The sequence below is a fragment of the Arenimonas sp. genome, from assembly GCF_041919775.1.
Taxonomy (GTDB): Bacteria; Pseudomonadota; Gammaproteobacteria; order Xanthomonadales; family Xanthomonadaceae; genus Arenimonas.
Map to the genome: position 1 here is coordinate 43,516 of NZ_JAYRTE010000003.1, position 20,568 is coordinate 64,083.

19 protein-coding genes are annotated in these 20,568 nt (G+C 69.8%); 12 read left to right on the plus strand and 7 right to left on the minus strand.

Annotation, left to right across the window (positions count from 1 at the left end; all coding sequences use genetic code 11):
- Window positions 1-20 precede the first annotated feature (20 nt).
- Both ACE3TE_RS02880 and ACE3TE_RS02885 read right to left on the minus strand, forming a co-directional pair.
- Window positions 21-1,532 carry an ATP-binding cassette domain-containing protein gene (locus ACE3TE_RS02880; RefSeq protein WP_374602005.1) on the minus strand — a complete coding sequence of 504 codons (1,512 nt, stop codon included), beginning with the start codon at window positions 1,530-1,532 and terminating at the stop codon, window positions 21-23.
- Entirely contained in the window at window positions 1,529-2,389 is an 861-nt protein-coding gene (locus ACE3TE_RS02885; protein ID WP_374602007.1) for an ABC transporter permease, read from the minus strand. The genes ACE3TE_RS02880 and ACE3TE_RS02885 overlap by 4 nt, the downstream gene beginning before the upstream one ends.
- Window positions 2,390-2,530: 141 nt before the next feature.
- Between ACE3TE_RS02885 and ACE3TE_RS02890 the strand changes: the two genes are divergently transcribed.
- The 4 genes from ACE3TE_RS02890 (at window position 2,531) to aroE (ending at window position 6,481) form a co-directional block, all read left to right on the plus strand.
- Window positions 2,531-2,932 (plus strand): post-PEP-CTERM-1 domain-containing protein, encoded by a 402-nt coding sequence (locus ACE3TE_RS02890; protein WP_374602009.1) that lies wholly within the window; start codon window positions 2,531-2,533, stop codon window positions 2,930-2,932.
- The gene (locus tag ACE3TE_RS02895; RefSeq protein WP_374602011.1) at window positions 2,922-4,538 is read left to right on the plus strand and encodes a PA domain-containing protein; all 1,617 of its coding nucleotides are present in this window, start codon (window positions 2,922-2,924) and stop codon (window positions 4,536-4,538) included. Before ACE3TE_RS02890 ends, ACE3TE_RS02895 begins: the two co-directional genes overlap by 11 nt.
- A 112-nt stretch (window positions 4,539-4,650) precedes the next feature.
- On the plus strand, window positions 4,651-5,640 hold the full coding sequence (hemB, locus tag ACE3TE_RS02900; RefSeq protein WP_374602013.1) for a porphobilinogen synthase: 990 nt from the start codon (window positions 4,651-4,653) through the stop codon (window positions 5,638-5,640).
- Between the two features lies 1 nt (window position 5,641).
- Window positions 5,642-6,481 carry a shikimate dehydrogenase gene (gene aroE / locus ACE3TE_RS02905; protein WP_374602015.1) on the plus strand — a complete coding sequence of 280 codons (840 nt, stop codon included), beginning with the start codon at window positions 5,642-5,644 and terminating at the stop codon, window positions 6,479-6,481.
- Between the two features lie 17 nt (window positions 6,482-6,498).
- Here the strand turns inward: aroE and ACE3TE_RS02910 are convergent, their stop codons facing one another.
- Entirely contained in the window at window positions 6,499-7,032 is a 534-nt protein-coding gene (locus ACE3TE_RS02910) for a gamma carbonic anhydrase family protein (protein ID WP_374602017.1), read from the minus strand.
- Window positions 7,033-7,161: 129 nt separating this feature from the next.
- Here ACE3TE_RS02910 and ACE3TE_RS02915 point away from each other — a divergent pair, with 129 nt between their 5' ends.
- On the plus strand, window positions 7,162-8,580 hold the full coding sequence (locus ACE3TE_RS02915) for a coniferyl aldehyde dehydrogenase (RefSeq protein ID WP_374602019.1): 1,419 nt from the start codon (window positions 7,162-7,164) through the stop codon (window positions 8,578-8,580).
- Window positions 8,581-8,704: 124 nt separating this feature from the next.
- On the plus strand, window positions 8,705-10,750 hold the full coding sequence (locus tag ACE3TE_RS02920; RefSeq protein WP_374602021.1) for a M3 family metallopeptidase: 2,046 nt from the start codon (window positions 8,705-8,707) through the stop codon (window positions 10,748-10,750).
- A 67-nt stretch (window positions 10,751-10,817) separates the two neighbouring features.
- On the opposite strand, the gene ACE3TE_RS02925 is transcribed toward ACE3TE_RS02920, so the two are convergent.
- Window positions 10,818-11,045: a GNAT family N-acetyltransferase gene (locus ACE3TE_RS02925; protein ID WP_374602023.1), complete on the minus strand. Its 228-nt coding sequence runs from the start codon at window positions 11,043-11,045 to the stop codon at window positions 10,818-10,820.
- Window positions 11,046-11,147: 102 nt separating this feature from the next.
- On the opposite strand from ACE3TE_RS02925, the gene ACE3TE_RS02930 reads away from it, so the two are divergent.
- Complete coding sequence (locus ACE3TE_RS02930) at window positions 11,148-12,578, plus strand: MFS transporter (protein WP_374602025.1); 1,431 nt, start codon at window positions 11,148-11,150, stop codon at window positions 12,576-12,578.
- Window positions 12,579-12,677: 99 nt separating this feature from the next.
- Here the strand turns inward: ACE3TE_RS02930 and ltaE are convergent, their stop codons facing one another.
- Window positions 12,678-13,691 carry a low-specificity L-threonine aldolase gene (ltaE, locus tag ACE3TE_RS02935; RefSeq protein ID WP_374602027.1) on the minus strand — a complete coding sequence of 338 codons (1,014 nt, stop codon included), beginning with the start codon at window positions 13,689-13,691 and terminating at the stop codon, window positions 12,678-12,680.
- A 16-nt stretch (window positions 13,692-13,707) separates the two neighbouring features.
- Window positions 13,708-14,244 (minus strand): cytochrome b, encoded by a 537-nt coding sequence (locus tag ACE3TE_RS02940; RefSeq protein WP_374602028.1) that lies wholly within the window; start codon window positions 14,242-14,244, stop codon window positions 13,708-13,710.
- A 112-nt stretch (window positions 14,245-14,356) separates the two neighbouring features.
- Here ACE3TE_RS02940 and xth point away from each other — a divergent pair, with 112 nt between their 5' ends.
- From xth to ACE3TE_RS02965, 5 genes are all read left to right on the plus strand, one after another.
- The gene (gene xth / locus ACE3TE_RS02945) at window positions 14,357-15,142 is read left to right on the plus strand and encodes an exodeoxyribonuclease III (protein WP_374602030.1); all 786 of its coding nucleotides are present in this window, start codon (window positions 14,357-14,359) and stop codon (window positions 15,140-15,142) included.
- Between the two features lie 172 nt (window positions 15,143-15,314).
- The gene (locus ACE3TE_RS02950) at window positions 15,315-15,464 is read left to right on the plus strand and encodes a hypothetical protein (RefSeq protein ID WP_374602032.1); all 150 of its coding nucleotides are present in this window, start codon (window positions 15,315-15,317) and stop codon (window positions 15,462-15,464) included.
- 77 nt (window positions 15,465-15,541) lie between these two features.
- The gene (locus ACE3TE_RS02955; RefSeq protein WP_374602034.1) at window positions 15,542-16,198 is read left to right on the plus strand and encodes a hypothetical protein; all 657 of its coding nucleotides are present in this window, start codon (window positions 15,542-15,544) and stop codon (window positions 16,196-16,198) included.
- Window positions 16,195-17,214, plus strand: a complete 1,020-nt coding sequence (locus ACE3TE_RS02960; RefSeq protein WP_374602036.1) for a hypothetical protein — start codon at window positions 16,195-16,197, stop codon at window positions 17,212-17,214. The genes ACE3TE_RS02955 and ACE3TE_RS02960 overlap by 4 nt, the downstream gene beginning before the upstream one ends.
- A 13-nt stretch (window positions 17,215-17,227) precedes the next feature.
- A complete protein-coding gene (locus tag ACE3TE_RS02965) occupies window positions 17,228-18,259 on the plus strand; it encodes a TraB/GumN family protein (RefSeq protein ID WP_374602038.1) in 1,032 nt (343 codons plus the stop codon).
- Window positions 18,260-18,307: 48 nt separating this feature from the next.
- On the opposite strand, the gene ACE3TE_RS02970 is transcribed toward ACE3TE_RS02965, so the two are convergent.
- Window positions 18,308-20,563 (minus strand): DPP IV N-terminal domain-containing protein, encoded by a 2,256-nt coding sequence (locus ACE3TE_RS02970; RefSeq protein WP_374602039.1) that lies wholly within the window; start codon window positions 20,561-20,563, stop codon window positions 18,308-18,310.
- Between the last annotated feature and the right edge of the window lie 5 nt (window positions 20,564-20,568).

A 20,568-nucleotide genomic window follows, 5' to 3' on the forward strand; every position in this document is an offset into this window, starting at 1 on the left:
CTGAAGGTCGACCGACTATATCAGCCCGTCGCGCGGCCGCCGGCCAGTACGGCGGCGGTCGGACCCATGGCCACCAGGCGTCCGTCCTCGAGCACCGCGCAGCGCTCGGCCAGCGCCCGCGCCGCCGGCCAGTCGTGGGTGATGAACAGCAGGGCCAGGCCCCGTTCCCGCTTGAGCCGGGCCAGCAGGGCCAGCACGCCGGCGCGGTGCTGGGCGTCGAGCGCCGAGACGGCTTCGTCGCAGACCAGCAGGTCGGGGCCGGTGGCCAGGGCGCGGGCGATGGCCACGCGCTGGCGCTGGCCGCCGGACAGCTGGTGCGGGAAGCGGGCGGCCAGCGCCGGTGCCAGGCCCACCGATTCGAGCAGGGCCGCGACATGCGCCTCGCGGCCGCCGGCCGGGGTGATGCCGTGGATGCGCAGCGGTTCCGCCACCAGGTCGGCGATCCGCATGCGCGGGTCGAGCGACGCGTAGGGGTCCTGGAAGACGACGCCGATGCGCCGGCGCAGCGCGCGCAGCCGGCCGCGGCCGGCCGACAGCAGGTCTTCGCCGTCGAGTTCGATGCGGCCCGAAGCACCCTGCCGGAGCAGCCGCAGCAGGGCCCGCCCAAGGCTGGACTTGCCGCTGCCGCTCTCGCCTACCAGGGCCAGGCATTCGCCGCGGTGCAGGCTGAGGCTGACGCCGCTGACGGCCGGCCGGGCCTGGCCGGGATAGGTCACCTGCACGGCCTCCAGGCGCAGCAGTTCGGCGCCCGGCGACGTGGGTTCGGCGGCGGGCAGCTGGTCGGCGGCCAGCAGTTCGCGGGTATAGGCGTGGCGTGGGGCGGCGAAGATGGCGGCGCTGTCGCCGTGTTCGACCAGTTCGCCCGCGCGCAGGATTGCAAGCTGGCCGGCGTGGCGGGCGACCAGGGGCAGGTCGTGGCTGACCAGCAGCACCGACACGCCGAGGTCGGTGCGCAGCGTGTCCAGCAGCGCCAGCGCTTCGTCGGCCAGGCGCGGGTCAAGCGCCGAGGTCGGTTCGTCGGCCAGCAGCACGCGTGGTTTGCCGGCCAGGGCCAGGGCCAGCAGCACGCGCTGGCGCTGGCCGCCGGACAGCTGGTGCGGGTAACGCGAAAGCAGGCGCGGGGGATCGGGCAGCTGCAGCCGTTCGAAAAGGGCCACCGCCTCGCGCCGCGCCGCGGCGGCGTCGATGGCCTGCAGCAGCCGCAGCGATTCCTCCAGCTGCGCGCCAACCGTGCGCAGCGGGTGTAGCGCCGCCTGCGGGTCCTGCGGCACCCAGGCGAGCACGCGGCCCCGAAGCGCGGCGTGCGCGGCGCTGCCGAGCGGAATGCGCCGGCCGTCGAGTTCGAGTTCGCCGCGCGCGCGAAGGCCGGGAGGCAGCAGGCCGAGCAGGGCGGTGATGGTGAGGCTCTTGCCGCTGCCGCTTTCGCCGACCAGGCCGAGGCATTCGCCGGCCGGCAGGGACAGGCTGACCGGCCCCAGCAGCCGCCGTTCGCCGGCGTGGACTTCCAGGTCATTGAGCGCGAAGGAACTCACGCGACGTCCCGGCGTTCGTCGAGCCAGTCGCGCAGGCCGTCGCCCAGGAACTGGAAGGCCGCCAGCGTCGCCACCAGGAAGCCGGCCGGGAACAGCAGCGACCAGGGTGCGACGTCCAGCTCCTGGGTGCCTTCGCCCAGCAGGCTGCCCCAGCTGGCGGCGGGTTCGTCGACGCCCAGTCCGAGGAAGCCCAGGAAACTTTCCACCAGGATCGCCTGCGGCAGGATCAGGCCCAGGTAGACCAGGCCCAGCGGCAGCAGGTTCGGCAGCAGGTGCCAGCGCAGCACCTGGTCGAAGCGGGCGCCGGCGGCGCGCGCGGCCAGCACGAAGGGCATCTCGCGCAGGCGCGCGGCCTCGGCGCGGGCGACTCGGGCCAGGTCGATCCAGACATAGCCGCCGATTGCCGCCAGCAGCAGCCAAAGCGAGCGACCGAACAGCGCCAGCAGCAGGATCACGATCAGCAGGAAGGGCAGGGCGGAAAGCACGTCGAGTGCGCGCACCATCGCGCGCTCCGTGCGACCGCCGGCATAACCCGCGACCGCGCCGTAGGCCAGGCCGATCACCAGCGCGACCGCGGTGGCCAGGGCGCCGATGGTGAGTGACAGGCGGCCGCCCGCCAGCGTGCGCGCGAGGATGTCGCGGCCGATCGCATCGGTGCCGAACCAGTGCCCGCCGGAAAGCGACGGCGGCGACGAGAGTGCAGTCCAGTCGGGACGGTGCGGGTCCAGGCCCGGCACCAGCCAGGGCAAGCCCCAGCACAACGCGACCAGCAGGCCGATCATCACAAGGCTGACCGACGCCAGCGGCGGGAAGCGACGGATGGCGGCGAGGCGGGTCTTCCAGTTCCCAGATTTCAAGTTATGCTCCGGTCACGACGCGCTCACATCGACCGTCGTACTTCACACCTGTGGAGGTCAGCCGTTCGGGGGCGGCGGAATAATCGTGCCGGTTCCCGGGCAGGGTGGCTCTGCGCCATTCAATCATGTCCGGAGTTTCAAATGCATAGTTCCCTTGCTTTGCCGCTGATGCTGGTCCTCGCGACCGGTGCCGGCGCCGCCGTCGCGGCTGAAGAAGCCACGACCAATTCGTCTGTTGTCACTTACGACAAGGCCACCGGCGAGTTCCGCGCGCCGACCGCCGAAGAGCGCGCCGCGCTTGAAGCCGACGCCGCCAATCTCCCCGCCGCTCCCGCCCTGCCGTCTCCCGGCAAGCGCGGCAAGGTGATGGACCCGCGCAACGAACAGGAAGCCGCGCTGACCATCGTCAAGCGTGCTGACGGCACCGTGCAGGCCCGCCTGCCGACCAACCTGCACACCTCCGCCACCGCCACCATCGGCGCCAACGGCGAGATCATCCTCGGACACGGCGAAGCGGCCGCGGAGCACGCGCATGAAGAATAAGAACCTCCTGGCCCTGGCCCTTTCGCTCGCCTTCGCGGCGGGTTCCGCGAGCGCCGCCGACCTGGTGCTGGTCAACCTCGACGCCGGCACCGGCGCCGGCCTCGACGACCCGACGCCGAAGGCGCCGGAAGGCGGTAACCCGGGCACCACCCTCGGTGAACAGCGCCAGCTCGCCTACCAGTACGCGGCGCGCATGTGGGGTTCGATGCTGCAGAGCAACGTGCCCGTGTTCGTCGGCGCCCGCTTCATCCCGCAGACCTGCACCGTCAGCAGCGCGACGCTTGGCTCGGCCGGTACGACCTTCGTGTTCCGCGACTTCCCGGGCGCGCATGTCGCCGGCACCTGGTACCACTCCGCACTGGCCGACGCCCGTGCCGGCGTCGACCTGGCCCCGGGCCAGCTGGACATCATTTCCCAGTTCAACAGCCGCATCAACGGCGACCCGGCCTGCCTGGGTGGCTCGAGCTGGTACTACGGCCTCGACGGCCAGACCCCGGCCGGCCAGATCAACTTCCTCAACGTCGTGATGCATGAAATCGCGCACGGCCTGGGCTTCTCGGCCTTCTCCAACGTAAGCAGCGGCACGCTGTTCCAGGGCCTGCCGGACGTCTACAACCGCAACGCCTACAACAACACGTTCGCGGCCAGCATCCCGGCGCTGACCGACGTGCAGCGCCAGGCGGCGTTCCGCGACAACGGCAACACGGTCTGGACCGGTGCCAACGTCAACGGCGCGGCCACGCAGTTCCTGGCCCCGCTGTTCACGATGAACGTGACCGCGCCGGCCGGCATCGCGGGTGCCTATGAAGTGGGCGCGGCGAGCTTCGGTCCGGAGGCCACGTCGGCGAACTTCCGCGGCGAAGTGGTCCCGGCGACGCCGGCGGACGGCTGCACGCCGTTCACCAATTCGGCGGCGGTGGCCGGCAAGGTCGCCCTGGTCGACCGTGGCGTCTGCAACTTCACCCTCAAGGCGCTGAACGCGCAGGCGGCGGGTGCCACGGCGGTGCTGATCGCGAACAACCAGCCGGGCGTCACCCTGCCGGGTGGCTTCGATCCGGCGGTGGCCATCCCGACCCTGGGCATCACCCAGGCTGCGGGCGCGGCCATCCGCGCGGCGTCCCCGGGCGTGATGATCACCACCGGCCTGAACCCGGCCCGCCGCGCGGGCGCCGACGCCAACGGACGCGTGCGCCTGTACGCCCCGACCGCCGTCGCCCCGGGTTCGACGTTCTCGCACTTCGACACCGTGCTGACGCCGAATGCGCTGATGGAGCCGTCGATCACCTCGACCCTGCGGGCCGACGTGGACGTCGACCTGACGCCGGCGCTGTTCAAGGACATCGGCTGGAACTTCAACACCAGCTCGCGCATCGGCAACTGCGATACGGGTATCCCGGCCGTGTCCGCCGACGGCGTCTCGATCGGCGGCAGCGTCGCCGGCCAGGCCGCACTGTGCGAAGCCACGTCCAGCACCCGCGCGCAGTACTCGCAGTGCCTGCTCGACTACGCCAAGGAAGCGGCGGCCGAAGGCCTGCTGACCAACACGCAGGCCTCGCGCGTGGTGGTGTGCTCGGTGCAGAACGGCTACCGCCTGTTCCCGCGCTGATCCCAAGGCAACACCTGCGTCACCGACGGGGCCGGCTTGCCGGCCCCGTCTTCTTTTCGGCAGGGGTAGAATCGACGGGTCGCGCCGAGGGCGCCCGTACCGGTTTCCCGCCATGCCATTTCCCTACACCCGCCCGCGTCGCCTTCGCCGTGACGACTTCTCGCGCCGCCTGGTGCGCGAAAACCGGCTGCACGCGGACGACCTGATCCTTCCCGTGTTCGTCCACGAGGCCCAGGGCCGCGCCCCGGTGGCCTCGATGCCGGGCGTCGAACGCCAATCGGTTGACGAGCTGTTGCGCACCGCCGCTGACGCCGTGGCGCTGGGCATCCCGGCGCTGGTGCTGTTCCCGGTCACCGCGCCCGAGGCCAAGTCGCTCGATGCCGCCGCGGCCTGGGCCGACGACGGCCTGGCCCAGCGCGCCATCCGCGCGCTCAAGCGCGAGTTCCCGCAGCTGGGCGTGATCACCGACGTCGCGCTCGACCCCTACACCTCGCACGGCCAGGATGGCCTGGTGGACGCCGACGGCTACGTCACCAACGACGAAACTGTCGACGCGCTGGTGAAGCAGGCGCTGTCGCACGCCGACGCCGGTGCCGACGTGGTGTCGCCCAGCGACATGATGGACGGCCGCATCGGTGCCATCCGCGAAGCGCTGGAAGAGTCGGGACACGTCAACACCCGCATCCTGGCCTACTCGGCCAAGTACGCCTCGGCCTTCTACGGGCCCTTTCGCGATGCGGTCGGCAGCGCCGGGGCGCTGGGCAAGGGTGACAAGAAGACCTATCAGATGGATCCGGGCAATTCCGACGAAGCCCTGCGCGAAGTCGGGCTGGACTTGGACGAAGGCGCCGACATGGTGATGGTCAAGCCGGGCCTGCCCTACCTGGACATCGTGCGCCGGGTGAAGGACCACTTCGGCGTGCCCACGTTTGCCTACCAGGTCAGCGGCGAATACGCGATGCTCAAGGCCGCTGCGATGAACGGCTGGCTGGACGAACGCGCCTGCGTGCTCGAGGCGCTGCTGGGCTTCAAGCGCGCCGGCGCCGACGGCGTGCTCACCTATTTCGCGCTCGATGCCGCGCGCTGGCTCAAGGAGGACTGACATGACTGCCCGTTACGCCGTGTTCGGACACCCGGTGGTGCACTCGCTGTCGCCGCGCATCCACGCCGCCTTCGGCACCCAGCTGGGCATTCCGATGCAGTACGCCGCCATCGATGCCTCGCCCGAAGACTTCGCCAACGCCCTGGGCGCCTTCGCGGCCAGCGGCGGACTGGGCGCGAACATCACGCTGCCGCACAAGGAGCGTGCGCTGGCGCTTTGCACCGAAGCCAGCGACCGCGCCCGCCGCGCCGGCGCCGCCAACACCCTGAGCCGGCGCCACGGCCAGTGGCATGGCGACAACACCGACGGCACCGGCCTGGTGCATGACCTCACCGAACGCCGTCGCCTGGACCTGCGCGGCCGCCGGGTGCTGATGCTGGGCGCCGGCGGCGCCGCCCGCGGCGTCTCGCCGGCCCTGCTCGATGCCGGCATCGAGGAACTGTGGGTGGTCAACCGCACCGCCGAGCGCGCCGACGCGCTGGCCGACGCCCTGGGCGAGCCGGGCCGCGTGCATACGCGCTATTGGGCCGACCTGGGCAACCTGGGCGCCTTCGACATGATCGTCAACGCCACCTCGGCCGGACGCGGCGGCGGCATCGAGCTGCCGTTCTCGCTGGCGGGCAACCGCACGCTGGCCGTGGACCTGAGCTACGGCGAAGCGGCGGTGTCGTTCCTGGCCTGGGCGCGCGCCGCCGGCTGCGAACACGCCTTCGATGGCATCGGCATGCTGGTGGAACAGGCGGCCGAGAGTTTCGCGATCTGGCACGGGCAGCGCCCGGACACCGACCCGGTGTTCGCCTCGCTAACCGCGCGCGCCGATTCGCTGCAGACCGCGGACTGAGCCGCGGCCCGCGGGGCTCAGGGCGCCAGGTAGGCGTCCTTGAGCTTCACGTAGTGCTTGGCGCTGTAGTAGAGCTGCTCGATTTCCTTGTCGCTGAGTTTGCGCACCGGCTTGGCCGGGTTGCCCAGCCAGAGTTCGCCGCTGAGCACCTTCTTGCCCGGCGGCACCACGGCGCCGGCGCCGACGAAGCCGTGGTCCATCACCTCGGCGCCGTCGAGCACCGTCGCGCCCATGCCGATCAGCACCGCGTTGCCGATCGTGCAGGCATGCACGATGGCGCCGTGGCCGATGGTGACGTCGTCGCCGATCAGCGTGGGCCAGCCGCCCGGCCGCGTAAACGGGCCTTCGTGGGTGACGTGGATGATCGTGCCGTCCTGGATATTGGTGCGGGCACCGATCCGGATGTGGTTGACGTCGCCGCGCACCACGCAGCCGGGCCAGACCGAGCTGTCCTCGCCCAGGTGAACGTCGCCGATGACGGTGGCGGCCGGGTCCACGTAGGCCCGGGCGCCGAGGGTGGGCACGATGCCCTTGAAAGCTCGTAGGTTCATGCCGCCATTCTAGCCCGGGCGCCCCGTAGGAGCGGCTTCAGCCGCGAATCTTTGCCTGGCCTTCGGCCAGGAGGGGCTTCGCGGCTGAAGCCGCTCCTACAGGGGGATGGCAGGCTTTACACTGGCCCCATGGACACGCCCCCGCACCCCGACCAGGACCTGCGCCCGCTGCTGGCCCACCTGCGCGCCGCCCACCAGCGCCAGGTGCCCGGCTACCGCCAGCGCATGGACGATCTCCAGCGTCTCGGCGAGGCCGTGCGCCGGCACCGGGACGAACTGGTGAAGGCGGTATCGGCCGATTTCGGCCGCCGTTCGCGCCACGAAACGCTGGCCGCCGACGTCATGGTCACGCTGGACGAGATCAGCCACCTGCGCCGCCACCTGCGTCGCTGGATGCGGCCCGAGCGCCGCGGCGTCAACCTGGCCTTCCTGCCGGCGCGGGCCGAGATCCGCCGGCAGCCGCTGGGCGTGGTCGGCATCGTGGCGCCCTGGAACTACCCGATCCAGCTGGCCCTGATCCCGCTGGCCGACGCCATCGCCGCCGGCAACCACGTCATGGTCAAGCCGTCCGAGCACACGCCGCGCACCTCGCAGCTGCTGGCCCGGCTGCTGGCCGAAGTGTTCCCGGCCGAGCGCGTGGCGGTGGTGCAGGGCGACGCGGCAATCGGCGCGGCCTTCAGCCGGCTGCCCTTCGACCACCTGCTGTTCACCGGCTCGACCACGGTCGGGCGCGCGGTGATGGCGGCCGCGGCGCCCAACCTGGTGCCGGTGACGCTGGAGCTGGGCGGCAAGTCCCCGGCCCTGGTGGCGCCGGATTACCCGATCGAACAGGCGGCCGACCGCATCGCCGCCGGCAAGTGCTTCAACAGCGGCCAGACCTGCGTGGCGCCGGACTACGTGCTGGTGCCGCGCGACCAGCGCGACGCCTTCGTGCGTGCCTACATGGCCTCGGTGCGCCGCCGTTACCCGAACCTGGCGAGCAATCCCGACTACACCGCGATCGTCAATCCGCGCCAGGCCGAACGCCTGCGCAGCTGGCTCGATGACGCCCGCGAGCGCGGCGTCGGCGTCGTCCAGCACCGGCCCGACGGCGATCCGCCGCCGCCGGGCGTGGAAGTGATCCCGCCGACCGTGCTGCTCGACCCACCCGACGAGTCCCGGGTGATGCAGGAGGAAATCTTCGGCCCGCTGCTGCCGGTGAAGTCCTACGACAGCCACGACGCGGCGATCGACTACATCCTGGGCCGCGACCGGCCGCTGGCGTTCTATCCCTTCGACAACCAGGGCCGGCGCCTGCGCAACACGCTCGAGCGCGTGGTCACGGGCAGCGTCTGCGTCAACGACACCCTGATCCAGTTCGGCCAGCACTCGCTGCCGGTCGGCGGCGTCGGGCCCAGCGGCATGGGCCAGTACCACGGCGAGGCCGGTTTCATGGCTTTCACCAAGCCGATGCCGGTGATGTACCAGTCGCGGCTCAACGGCATGAAGATCTTCGACCCGCCGTTCGGGAAGCTGGCCGACTTCGTCGTCAAGTTCCTGACCCGCTGAGGATTTGTGTAGGAGCGCCTTCAGGCGCGAATCTTTTGGCTTTGCCTGCAGCAAAGAACAAATTCGCGCCTGAAGGCGCTCCTACAGGCTTGAATTGAGGCGTCGCCGACGCCATGAGGCTTCCATGACCAACGACACCAACCCCCTGCTCGCCGACGCCGAACTGCCGGCGTTCTCCGCCATCACGCCCGACCACGTGAACCCTGCCATCGACGAGGTGCTGGCGGGCTTCCGCGCCGAGGTCGAGCGCCTGGCCACCGACCCGCAGGCGCGCGACTTCGCCACGCTGATGGCGCCGCTCGAGCGCTGGGAGGAAACCCTGGGCCGCACGTTCTCGCCGGTCTCGCACCTGCACGGCGTGAAGGATTCGCCGGAACTGCGCGAAGCGTATTCAGCGGCGCTGGAGAAGCTGACCGAACATTCCACCGAGCTCGGCCAGCACCGCGGCCTCTACGCCGCGGTGAAGGCGCTGCGCGAATCGCCGGCCTTCGAAACGCTGGACCGCCCGCAGCGCACGCTGGTCGAAGACAGCCTGCGCGGCTTCAGGCTCAGCGGCGTGGCGCTGGAGGAGCCGGCGCGCTCGCGATTCAAGGCGATCCAGAACGAGCTTAGCAAGCTCGAGACGGCGTTCGAGGAAGCGGTGCTCGACGCCACCGACGCCTGGACCCGCCCGGTGGCGGAAAGCGAACTCGCCGGCCTGCCGGCCTCCGCCCGCGACATGCTGCGCACGATGGCCCGGGAAAAGCAGGCCGAGGGCTGGCTGGCGACGCTGAAGGGCCCGGTGGTGCAGGCGATCCTGACCTTCGCCGACACCCGCGCGCTGCGCGAGGAGGTATACACCGCCTACAACACCCGCGCCTCCGACCAGGGGCCGAACGCCGGCAGCTGGGACAACAGCGAACGCATCGGCCAGATCCTCGCGCTGCGTCACGAAGCCGCGCAGCTGCTGGGCTTCGCATCGGCCGCGCATGAATCGCTGGACGACAAGATGGCCGGCACGCCCGAACGCGTGCTGGGTTTCCTGCGCGAGCTCGCCGCCAAGGCGCGTCCGGTGGCGCAGCGCGAGCTGGACGAGCTGCGCGCCTTCGCCGCCGGCACGCTGGGCATCGCCGGCCTGCAGCCCTGGGACGTGGCCTACGCGTCGGAAAAACTGCGCGAGTCGCGTTTCGCCTTCAGCGAGGAAGACCTCAAGCCCTACTTCCCGCTGCCGGCGGTGATGCAGGGCCTGTTCACCGTCGCCGAACGCGTGTTCGGCGTGCGCCTGGTCGAAAGAAAGGGTGTCGACGCCTGGCACAAGGACGTGCATTTCTTCGACGTCGTCGATGCCGACGGCAGCGTGCGTGCCGGCGTCTACCTCGACCACTACGCCCGTGCCGGCAAGCGCGGCGGCGCCTGGATGGACGTGTGCCGCGCGCGCTTGAATGACGGCGTCAGCGCGCACAAGCCGGTGGCCTACCTCACCTGCAACTTCTCCCCGCCCAACGCCGATGAGCCGGCGCTGCTGACCCACGACGACGTGGTCACGCTGTTCCACGAATTCGGCCACGGCCTGCACCACCTGCTGACCGAGGTGGACTGGCCCAGCGTCGGCGGCATCAGTGGCGTCGAATGGGACGCGGTGGAGCTGCCCAGCCAGTTCATGGAGAACTTCGCCTGGCAGCGCGAGGCGCTGGACATGTTCGCCAGGCACTACCGGACCGGCGAACGCCTGCCCGACGACCTGTACGCGAAGATGCTCAAGGCGCGGCACTTCCACGCCGGCCTGTTCCTGGTGCGCCAGCTCGAGTTCGCGCTCTACGACTTCCGCATCCACCTTGAATTCGACCCGGCGCGTGGCCCGCGCACGCTCGAGATCCTGGACGAGGTGCGCGACGAGGTCGCCGTGATCCGGCCGCCGGCCTTCAACCGTTTCCCGCATGCCTTCACGCATATCTTCGCGGGCGGCTATTCGGCGGGCTATTACAGCTACCTGTGGGCGGAAGTGCTCAGCGCGGACGCGTTTTCGGCCTTTGAGCAGGCCGGCGTGTTCGACGCCGACACCGGCGCCCGCTATCGCCGCGAGATCCTTGCCGTCGGCGGCTCGCGCCCCGCGCTGGAAAGTTTCGTCGCCTTCCGCGGCCGCGAGCCCGATCCGGACGCGCTTCTGCGCAGCTATGGGCTGGCGGCCTAGCTGCCGGGTGGGGGGGTGTGGGGCAGGGGGCAATTTAACACTGAAAAATGGCACCTGTCCCCAGTAGCTAGCCCCGCCAGATCATGTAGACGTCGGCGCGCTGGTAGTGGCTGCCGGGCTTGATGCCCGGCTGCAGCTCGAAGCCCATGCTCTGGTAGAGCTTCAGTGCCGGCCCGAGCTTGCTGCTCGACTCCAGGAACAGTTCGCGTCCGCCCAGTTCGCGAAAGCCTGCGATGGCCGTCGCCAGAAGCCGGCGGCCGATGCCGCGCCCCTGGTGGCCGGCGGCGACGCCCATCTTGGTCTGCGCTGAATGGGGTCAGAGAACATTAACGATTGAAGCGCACACTTCAACCGTTAATGTTCTCTGACCCCATTCGGGGTGGGAGAATGGGAGGGCATGGACGCCGGCCGCCGCCTTTCCCTGATCGTCGCCACCACCCTGTTCATCGAGACCATGGACTCGACGGCGATCGCGACCTCGCTGCCGGTCATCGCCGAGGACCTGGGCACCGAGCCGATCGCGCTGAAGCTGGCGCTCACCGCCTACCTGCTGGCGCTGGCGGTGTTCATTCCGGTCAGCGGCTGGGTGGCCGACCGATTCGGCGCCAAGCGCACCTTCATGCTGGCGATCGCCGTGTTCCTGATCGGTTCGCTGGCCTGCGCCGTCAGCGCCAGCCTCGAACAGCTGGTCGCCGCGCGTTTCCTGCAGGGCATGGGCGGCGCGCTGATGGTGCCGGTGGGCCGGTTGGTGCTGCTGCGCACGGTGCCGAAGAACGAACTCGTGCAGGCCCTGAGCTGGCTCACCATTCCGGCCTTGGTCGCGCCGATCCTGGGGCCGCCGGTCGGCGGCTTCATCGCCACCTACAGCGACTGGCGCTGGATCTTCCTGATCAACATCCCGATGGGCCTGGTCGGCATCGCGCTGGCCTGGCGTTTCGTGCCCGACCTGCGCGAGCCGGTCAAGCCGCTGGACTGGACCGGTTTCGCGCTGTCCGGGCTGGGCCTGGCGCTGGCGCTGTTCGGTTTTTCGACGCTGGGCCGGCACCTGGTGTCGACGCCGGTGGCGCTGGCGACGCTGGTCGTGGGCCTCGGTGCGATGGCCGCCTATGTCTGGCACGCGCGCCGGCATCCGCATCCGCTGATCGACCTGGGCCTGCTGCGGCTGCCGACCTTCCGCGCCGGCGTGGTCGGCGGCATGTTGTTCCGTATCGGCATCGGCGCCACGCCTTTCCTGCTGCCGCTGATGCTGCAACTCGGCTTCGGGCTGACGCCGCTGCAGTCGGGCCTGCTCACCTTCGTATCCGCGGTGGGCGCGATCTTCATGAAGACGATGGCGGCGGCGGTGCTGCGGCGTTTCGGCTTCCGGCGCGTGCTGTGGATCAACGCGCTGCTGGCTTCAGCGATGCTGGCGGGTTTCGGCCTGTTCCGCGCCGACACCGCGCACTGGGTGATCATGGCGGTGCTGCTGGTTTCGGGCTGCTTCCGTTCGCTGCAGTTCACCAGTCTCAACGCCATCAGCTACGCCGAAGTGGACCAGGCGCGCATGGGCCAGGCCAGCAGCCTGTCGGGCATGCTGCAGCAGTTCTCGCTGGCGCTGGGCGTGGCCATCGGCGGTTACGCGCTGCAGGTGGCCGGCAGCTTCACCGGCCAGGACTACGCCGACCCGGCGAACTTCGGCTGGGCCTTCCTCACCGTCGGCGTCATCTCGGCGCTGTCGGCCTGGATGATGTTCCGGCTGCCGCATGACGCCGGTGCAGAGATGGCCGGTCGCGCTGAAGTGGGAAAGGAAGTGTCGGAGCAGAAGGCCGAGCAGCGCACGGGGACGTGAGCGACAGATTCTGTAGGAGCGCCTTCAGGCGCGAATCTTTCGACCTTGCCGTTGGCAAGGAAGGAATTCGCGCCTGAAGGCGCTCCTCCAGGCAGTTGGTCAGGCGAAGAACTCGCGAAAGCCGGTGATGGCGCGTTCCAGGCCGGCGTCGTTGATGTCGAGGTGCGTCACCAGTCGCACGCGCGCGCCGCGGCCTGCGGAAATGCGCACGCCGCGGGCCTCCAGCGCCTTCGCCAGCTCGAGCTGGCGGCCGTCGGGCACGGTGACGAACAGGATGTTGGTGTGCGCGCCGTCCACGACCAGCCCGAATGACGTCAGTGCGTCAGCCAGTTCGCCGGCACGGCGATGATCGTCGGCCAGCCGCGCCACGTGGTGGTCCAGAGCGTGGTGCGCCATCGCGGCCATGATGCCGGCCTGGCGCCAGCCGCCGCCCAGCACCTTGCGCCAGCGCCGGGCCTTGTCCACCAGCGCCCGCGAACCGGCCAGCACCGAACCGACCGGCGCGCCCAGGCCTTTGGACAAACACACCGACACCGAATCGAAATGCCCGGCGATCTGCCCCGCCGGCACCCCGCAGGCCACCGCTGCGTTGTAGAGCCGCGCGCCGTCGAGATGGAACGCCAGCCCGCGCTCGCGTGCGAAGGCGCCGGCCTGGGCCAGGTAGTCCAGCGGCAGCGGCCGGCCGTGCCAGGTGTTCTCCAGCGCCAGCAGGCGGGTGCGGGCGAAGTGCGGGTCGCCCAGCGGTTTCACCGCGGCATCCAGCGACTCGATCGGCAGCGTACCGTCGGGCGCATGCACGATGGGCTGCGGCTGGATCGAGCCCAGCACCGCCGCGCCGCCGCCTTCGTACTTGTAGGTGTGCGCGTCCATGCCGACCAGGTATTCGTCGCCGCGCTCGCAGTGGCCCATCAGCGCCAGCAGGTTGGACTGGGTGCCGCTGGGCACGTAGATCGCCGCTTCGAAACCCAGCTCGGCCGCAACCCGGTCCTGCAGCGCATTGACGCTGGGGTCGTCGCCCATCACGTCGTCGCCAACCGGGGCAGCCAGGCCGGCCTGGCGCATCGCCGGGGTGGGCTGGGTCACGGTGTCGCTGCGCAGGTCCACCCACTTCATGCTTGAACGCCTCCGGTCAGGTCATGCGCCGCAGGGTATCGTCGCGGCGGATGACGTGATGGTACAGCGCCGCCACCACGTGCAGGCCAACGACCCAGTAAAACGCGGTGCCGATCAGTTCGTGCAGGTCCTCGAACCGATGCGCCAGCGCCTCGTCCGGCGCCAGCAGGGCCGGCACGACGACCTGGGTGAACGGCAGCAGCAGCTCCTTGCCATCGGTCCAGGCCGTCAGCAGGCCCAGCACCGGCTGCGCCACCAGCATCGCGTACAGCAGCAGGTGGATGCCCTTGGCCGGAATGGCCTGCCAGGCGGGCAGGGGCGGCTGCACTGCCGGCGCAGGGCGCGAGAAGAACAGCAGCAGGCGCGGCAGCATCAGCGCGAGGATCGCGATGCCGATCCAGAAATGCGCCTGCACCATGGCCAGGCGGGCCTCGGAGCCGCGTTCGAAGTTCTCGCGGCCGAGGATGAAGACATAGGCCAGCACCATCAGCAGCGCAATGCCCCAGTGCAGGGCGCGGCGGGAGGGCGCGTATCGCGATCGCAAGCTGTTCATCACGTTTCTCCGGGCGGAAACATCCAGCCCCAGCCTGCGCCCTTTGGCGCGTACCGCCTTGACTGGGGTCAAGCCATCGCCGCGGCCCGCGCGAACGGTTAGCATTCGCGCCATGGACACCACCACCATCGCCAGCTGGAACGTCAACTCCCTCAACGTGCGCCTGCCGCATCTGCAGGAGTGGCTGAAACTTCGCCAGCCCGACATCGTCGGTCTGCAGGAAACCAAGCTCGAGGATCCGCGCTTCCCCGATTCGGTGCTGGCCGGGCTGGGCTATCGCAGCGTTTTCAGTGGCCAGAAGACCTACAACGGCGTCGCCATCCTTTCGCGCCGGCCGATCGACGAAGCCAGCTGCGTGATGGGCATCCCGGGTTTCGGGGATGAGCAGAAGCGCGTGATCGCCGCGACCGTGGGCGACCTGCGCATCGTCAACCTGTACGTGGTCAACGGCCAGGACGTCGGCACCGACAAGTACGACTACAAGCTGCGCTGGCTCGAGGCCGTGCACGCCTGGCTGGCGCAGGAGATCAAGGCGCACCCGAAGCTGGTGGTGATGGGCGACTTCAACATCGCGCCGGACGATCGCGACGTGCACGACCCGGCCGTGTGGAACGACGAGCACATCCTCACCTCCACCGCCGAGCGCGCGGCGCTGCGACGGCTGATGGACCTGGGCCTGCACGACAGCTTCCGCCTGCACAGTGACGAGGGCGGGGTGTTCAGCTGGTGGGATTACCGCGCCGCCGGCTTCCGCCGGAACCTGGGTCTGCGCATCGACCTGTGCCTGGTATCGGACGCGCTGCGCGAACACTGCACCGGCGCCGAAATCGACCGCGAGCCGCGGACCTGGGAGCGCCCCAGCGACCACGCGCCGGCGATGGTGCAGCTCGCGGGCTGACTGTCCTGCAGCGATAACAATTTCCGCAGCCCGACACTATCGCTGGTCAAACTGTCAGCCATCGCTATCTGCGTGAACAATAATCACGGGGCGAAAAAATGTGACGTGGTGCACGATTCCGCGGCGTCCGCCAATCCTTGCGGACGCGTGATCGTTAACTACGGAGAGAGTCATGGAAATGATGGGAGTTGGTATCGAGTCGATCGAAGCGGCGATGCGCGTCGGCGCCATGGTCGTTGACCAGATCGGCAGCGTCGCCCAGGGCGCCTACGTCGCCGGCGACGAAGCGACCTGCGAGATCTGCCGCTGCGAGTGGGCGTGATCCAGTAACACCTGCCCCGGGGAAGTCGCCGCCTGGCGCTTTCCCCGGGGCAACCCTGGAACGCCGACCGGACGCTTATGACCCTTCTTCCTGCGGGCGAAACCCGCACCCTGCATCTGCTTCCCAGCACGCACGCCACCCTGGCCGACGCCGCAGGCCGGCTGCACGACCCGGACTGGTGCGTGATCGGTCTGGCCGACGCCTTCGCCATGGCCGGGCAAGACGCTACCGGGCCCGAATCGCCCGCGGGCTTCCTTGCCGCCTGCCGCGAACGCCCCGCTTGCGACCGGCCCCGACAAACGATCGTTTTCACCGACCAGTTCGTCTCGGCCGAACACGCGCCGCTGCGCGCCACCCTCGGCGACGGGGAGCAATTCATCCCGACCCTGGAGCTGGTCGCCGCGGCGCAGTACGGCTTCCGCATCGCCTGCTGGCATCCGGAAGGCTACCGCGTGGTCGAGGCTTTCCCGGCCGGCGACCAGGCCGCGCTCCTGACGGCGCTCGCCGGGTATTACCAGGCTTGCGACGGGCTGGGCGAGGCCTGGCTGATGCGCGCCCGCCAGCACCAGCGCAGCCTGGCCGGCCGCGTCGAAGCTGCCAGGAGCCGGCTTCGTTATTACCAGTCCGTGGTCATGCTGGCGGACGTCGACGCCGCCGCGGCAGGCTCGCGCATGGAGGTGCTGAAGGCGCTCGTGGACTTGCAGCAGCAGCTTCCCCGGAGCGTTGCGCCATGACGCAGGCCCTGCTGGTCTTCGCGCTTTACCTGCTGCGACCGCTTCGCCGCTCCGACCGCCGCTGGATGGCCATCGAATGGCTGCTGGGCCTGGACCTGTCGGCGGACGAACTGGGTTCGGTGCGCGCCGCCTGCGCGGCCGCCGGCAAGCCGCTGGGCGCGTACTACTACTGGAAGCTCACCCAGGTGGCGCAGTCGATGACCTTCCGCAAACTCGACAAGCGCGCCACCCTGGCGCTGATCGCGCGCTGCGATGGCACCGACTATGCCGCGTTCGAGCCCTGCCTGGACGACCCGCGCGGCATGCTGGTGGCGACGCCGCACCACGGCGCCTTCGTGTTCTCGATCGTCGCCCTGGCCGAACGGATCCGCCAAAGGCGCCCGGTCTTCGTCTTCTACGAAGCCCCGGAGGCGCACGCCGCCAACCAGATCTTCGACATTCTCTACCAGCGCCTGTTCGCCGACCCGTCCTCGGGCGTCACGGTGCTGCACAACAACCGCAACGGCCTGGCGACGGCCATAAGGCAGCTGCGGCAGGGCGCTTTCGTGGTGATCATGCCCGACGTCTACAAGGGCCGTGAGAACACCTACCAGGTGCCTTTCTGCGGTCGCTCGCGCAACGTGATGCTGGGAACCGCAGTGCTGGCGCGGCGCACGGGCACGGCGATCCTGCCGATGCTGTCGGATCCGTCGGACGCGGGCCTTGGCTTTCGCACGCGCTTCGGTACCCGCATCGAGCCCGTTGCCGGCGACGCCCAGCCCGAAGCGGATGGCCAGGTGCAGGCCCTGTGCGCGGATTACCGCGTCACCGCCGAGCTGTTCGCGAAGTTCGAAGCCTTCATGGGCACGCGCCTGCTGCACTGGCAGTACTGCCGCGGCCATTTCCTCGGCGACCCCGCGCCGCCGCGCCTGGAAGGCGAGGAGTTCACCAGGCTGTCCGCGCTTTTCCTCCAGGACCCGCGTGTCCGCATCGATCCCGTGGCGGCGATGGCGCCCGGCCTGCAACCGTCGCGATGAAAAGGATGTCCCGATGAGCCTGTCCCTTCCCGCCCTGCTGCTGGCCGCCGCGCTGGCCAGTCCCTCCGTCGGCGACGCCGACGCGGCTGTCGATGCCACCGGCGCCGCGGCCGGTACCGATTCCGCGGCCCCCATGCTGGATGCCGTGGTGGTGACCGGCACCTACCCGGCTCCCGGCCTGTGGGAGTTCACGCGCGAGGGCAAGACGCTGCTGGTGATGGGTACGCTGTCGCCGGCGCCGCGGCGCATGGTCTGGAGCTCCGAGCGCGTCGAGTCGCGCATCGCCGGGGCCGACCTCATCCTGGGGCCACCGGGCGTCTCGGTGTCCGCCGACGTCGGCTTCTTCGGCGGCGCGATGCTCTGGCCGGCCTGGCGCCGCAGCAAGCGCAATCCCGACGGCCAGACGCTGGAAGAGGTGCTGTCGCCGGACGTGTTCGCACGCTGGGCGGCGTTCAAGCAGCGCCACCTCGCCGGCAACCGCAAGGTCGACAAGCTGCGTCCGCTGCATGCCGCCAGGGAACTTTTCGACGCCGCCGTGCGCGACGCCGGCATGACCGACAAGAGCCTGGTCGATCCGGTGGTGAAGCGCGTGGCCAAGGCCAACGACATTCCGATCCAGTCGACGTCCCTGCGCCTGACCATCGAGGATCCGAAGGAAACGCTGCGCCAGTTCAACGCCATCGAACTCGGCGACGAGCAGTGCCTGGTCCAGACCATGGACCGCCTCCAGGACGACCTGTCCACGATGGTGGTGCGCGCCAATGCCTGGGCCAATGGCGAGCTCGACGTCCTGCGCGCGCTGCCCTACGTGGACCAGAAGCGCGCCTGCCGCCGGGCCATGGCCAGCAATGAAATTGCGCGCCAGCAGGGCATCGTGGACCTGGACGCGCAGGTCCAGGCGAAGTGGCTCGAGTCGGTCCGCAGCGCGCTGGCCGCGCACGACGTAGTATTCGCGACGCTGCCGGTGGCCAGGCTGCTGGACGACGACGGCGTGACGGCTGCCCTGCAGGCGGAGGGTTTCACCGTCAGGGCGCCGGACCAGTAAACCTGCCGCGATGCGACACCGGCGCCAGCGGGCGCCGGCACGCGGGGCTCAGTCGCGCAGGCAGCGCGCGAAGAAGTCTTCGGCCAAACGATAGCGGTGCAGGGCATCCGCGCCCTGCAGGCCGTGCTTGGCGCCCGGATAGGTCATCAGTTCGAAAGGCGTGCCGCGTTTCTGCAGCTCCGACATCAGTTTGGTCGAGTTGGTGAACAGCACGTTGTCGTCGGCCATGCCGTGCACCAGCAGCAGCTTCGAACGCAGGCCGTCGAGGTGGGTGAACACCGAGGCCTCGCGGTACCCGTCCGGGTTGCGCGCCGGGTGGTCCATGTAGCGTTCGGTGTAGTGGGTGTCGTAGAGCGCCCAGTCCGTGACCGGGGCGCCCGCGACGCCGCAGGCGTAGTGATCGCTGGCCTTGGCCAGCAGCATCAGCGTCATGTAGCCGCCGTTGGACCAGCCGTGCACGCCGATGCGCGCCGGATCCACCCAGGGCTGCCTGCGCAAGAATTCAACGCCGGCGACCTGGTCCTCGACCTCCACCGTGCCCTGCCTGCCGTACAGCGCACCGCCGAACTTCGCGCCGCGGCGCGGGGTGCCGCGGTTGTCGAGCGAGAACACCACGTAGCCGTTCTGGGCAAGGTACTGGTTGAAAAGATGGTCGCTGCGTCCGGGCCACGCGCGGGTAACCGTCTGCGCGGCGGGACCGCCGTACACGTACACGACCACCGGATACTTGCGGGCCGGGTCGAAGCCGGCCGGCTTGACCAGGCTGTAGTGCAGCTCGCTGCCGTCGGCCGCGTCGAAGCTGCCGTATTCAACCGGCCGGTGCGCGGCGCGGTAGCCCGCATACGGGTGGGCCGGGTCGGCCAGGTCGTTGACCACCAGCGTTGCCAGCTTGCTGCCGTCGGCCTTGAACAGTCCGGTCTGCGGCGGCGTCGCCGGGTTCGACCACAGGTCGACGAACACCGCGGCGTTGGCGCTGAAACTGGCCTCGTGCATGCCCGTTTCGGCAGTGAGCCGGCGCGGCTCGCCACCGGCCAGCGGCACGGCGTACACGTGCTTTTCCAGCGGTGAATCCTTGGTGCCGGCGATGTAGGCCAGTCCGGCCTCCTCGTCCAGGCCCAGCAAGGCGTCGACGACCCAGTCGCCGGAAGTCAGCACGCGCTCGAGCGAGCCATCGGCGGCATGCAGCTGCAGGTGTTCGAAGCCGCTGCGCCCGGAAATCCACAGGAAGTGGCCGTCGGCCAGGAAGCGCAGGCCGTTGTGCAGCGGCACCCAGGTGTCGCTGGTTTCGGTCAGCAGCGTGCGCTGGCGGCCGGTGGCGAGCGTGGTTTCAATCAGCTCGAGCTTGCGCTGGTCTCGGGACTGCCGCTGGAAGGTCAGCACTCCGGGCGCGCGCCACTGCACGCGCGGCAGGTAGATGTCGGTTTCCTTGCCCAGGTCCACTTCCGAAACCGACAGCGTCGCCGGACGATCCACGCCCGCCTTGCCCGCACGCATCGACACCAGGTCGGCGACGTGCAGGCTGATGCGCACGTTCGGGTCGCCCGCGGCCGGGTAGCGCTGCTGCACGACCTCGGTGCGGTCGGCGTACATTTCGTAGCGCTTTTGCAGCGGCACCGGCGATTCATCGATGCGGGTGAAGGCGACAGCCGAATCGTCGGGCGCGAACCAGTAGCCCGTGTGGCGGTTCATTTCCTCGTCGGCGACGAACTCGGCCACGCCGTTGCCGATGGTGTCGCTGCCATCCTCCGTCAGCTGCAGCTCGCGGCCCGTCGCCAGGTCGATCACCCAGAGGTTGCGCTCGCGCACGAAGCCGACGAAACGGCCGCCCGGCGACAGCTTCGGGTCGGTGGCGAAGCCGGTGCCGGAGGTGAGCTTGCGCACCGGGTCGGCGACGTCGTCGCCCAGGTCGTACAGGTAGAGTTCGCCGCCCAGCGGGAACAGCAGCGCCTGCGAGGATGGCGCCCACTGGTAATCGACGATGCCGCTGAAGGCGGCGATGCGCTGGCGTTCGCGCCGTGCCTTTTCTTCGTCGGACAGCGTCTCCTCGCCCGGCAACACGACCTTCGAATCCACCAGGCGCCGGGTTTCGCCGCTGGCGACGTGGTATTCCCACAGGTCCAGCTGGAAGCGGTCCTCGTCCTTGCCGCGCAGGAAGGTGACGCGCGCGCCGTCGGGCGAGATCGCCGGCTTCATCAGGCTGGGGCCGGACAGCGGCTTGTCGCCGGTGATGGCTTCCAGGGTCAGCTTGTCGGCGTGTGCGGCGGGGGCGAGGGTCATGGCGGCAATAAGCAGCAGGGTCTTCATGGTTT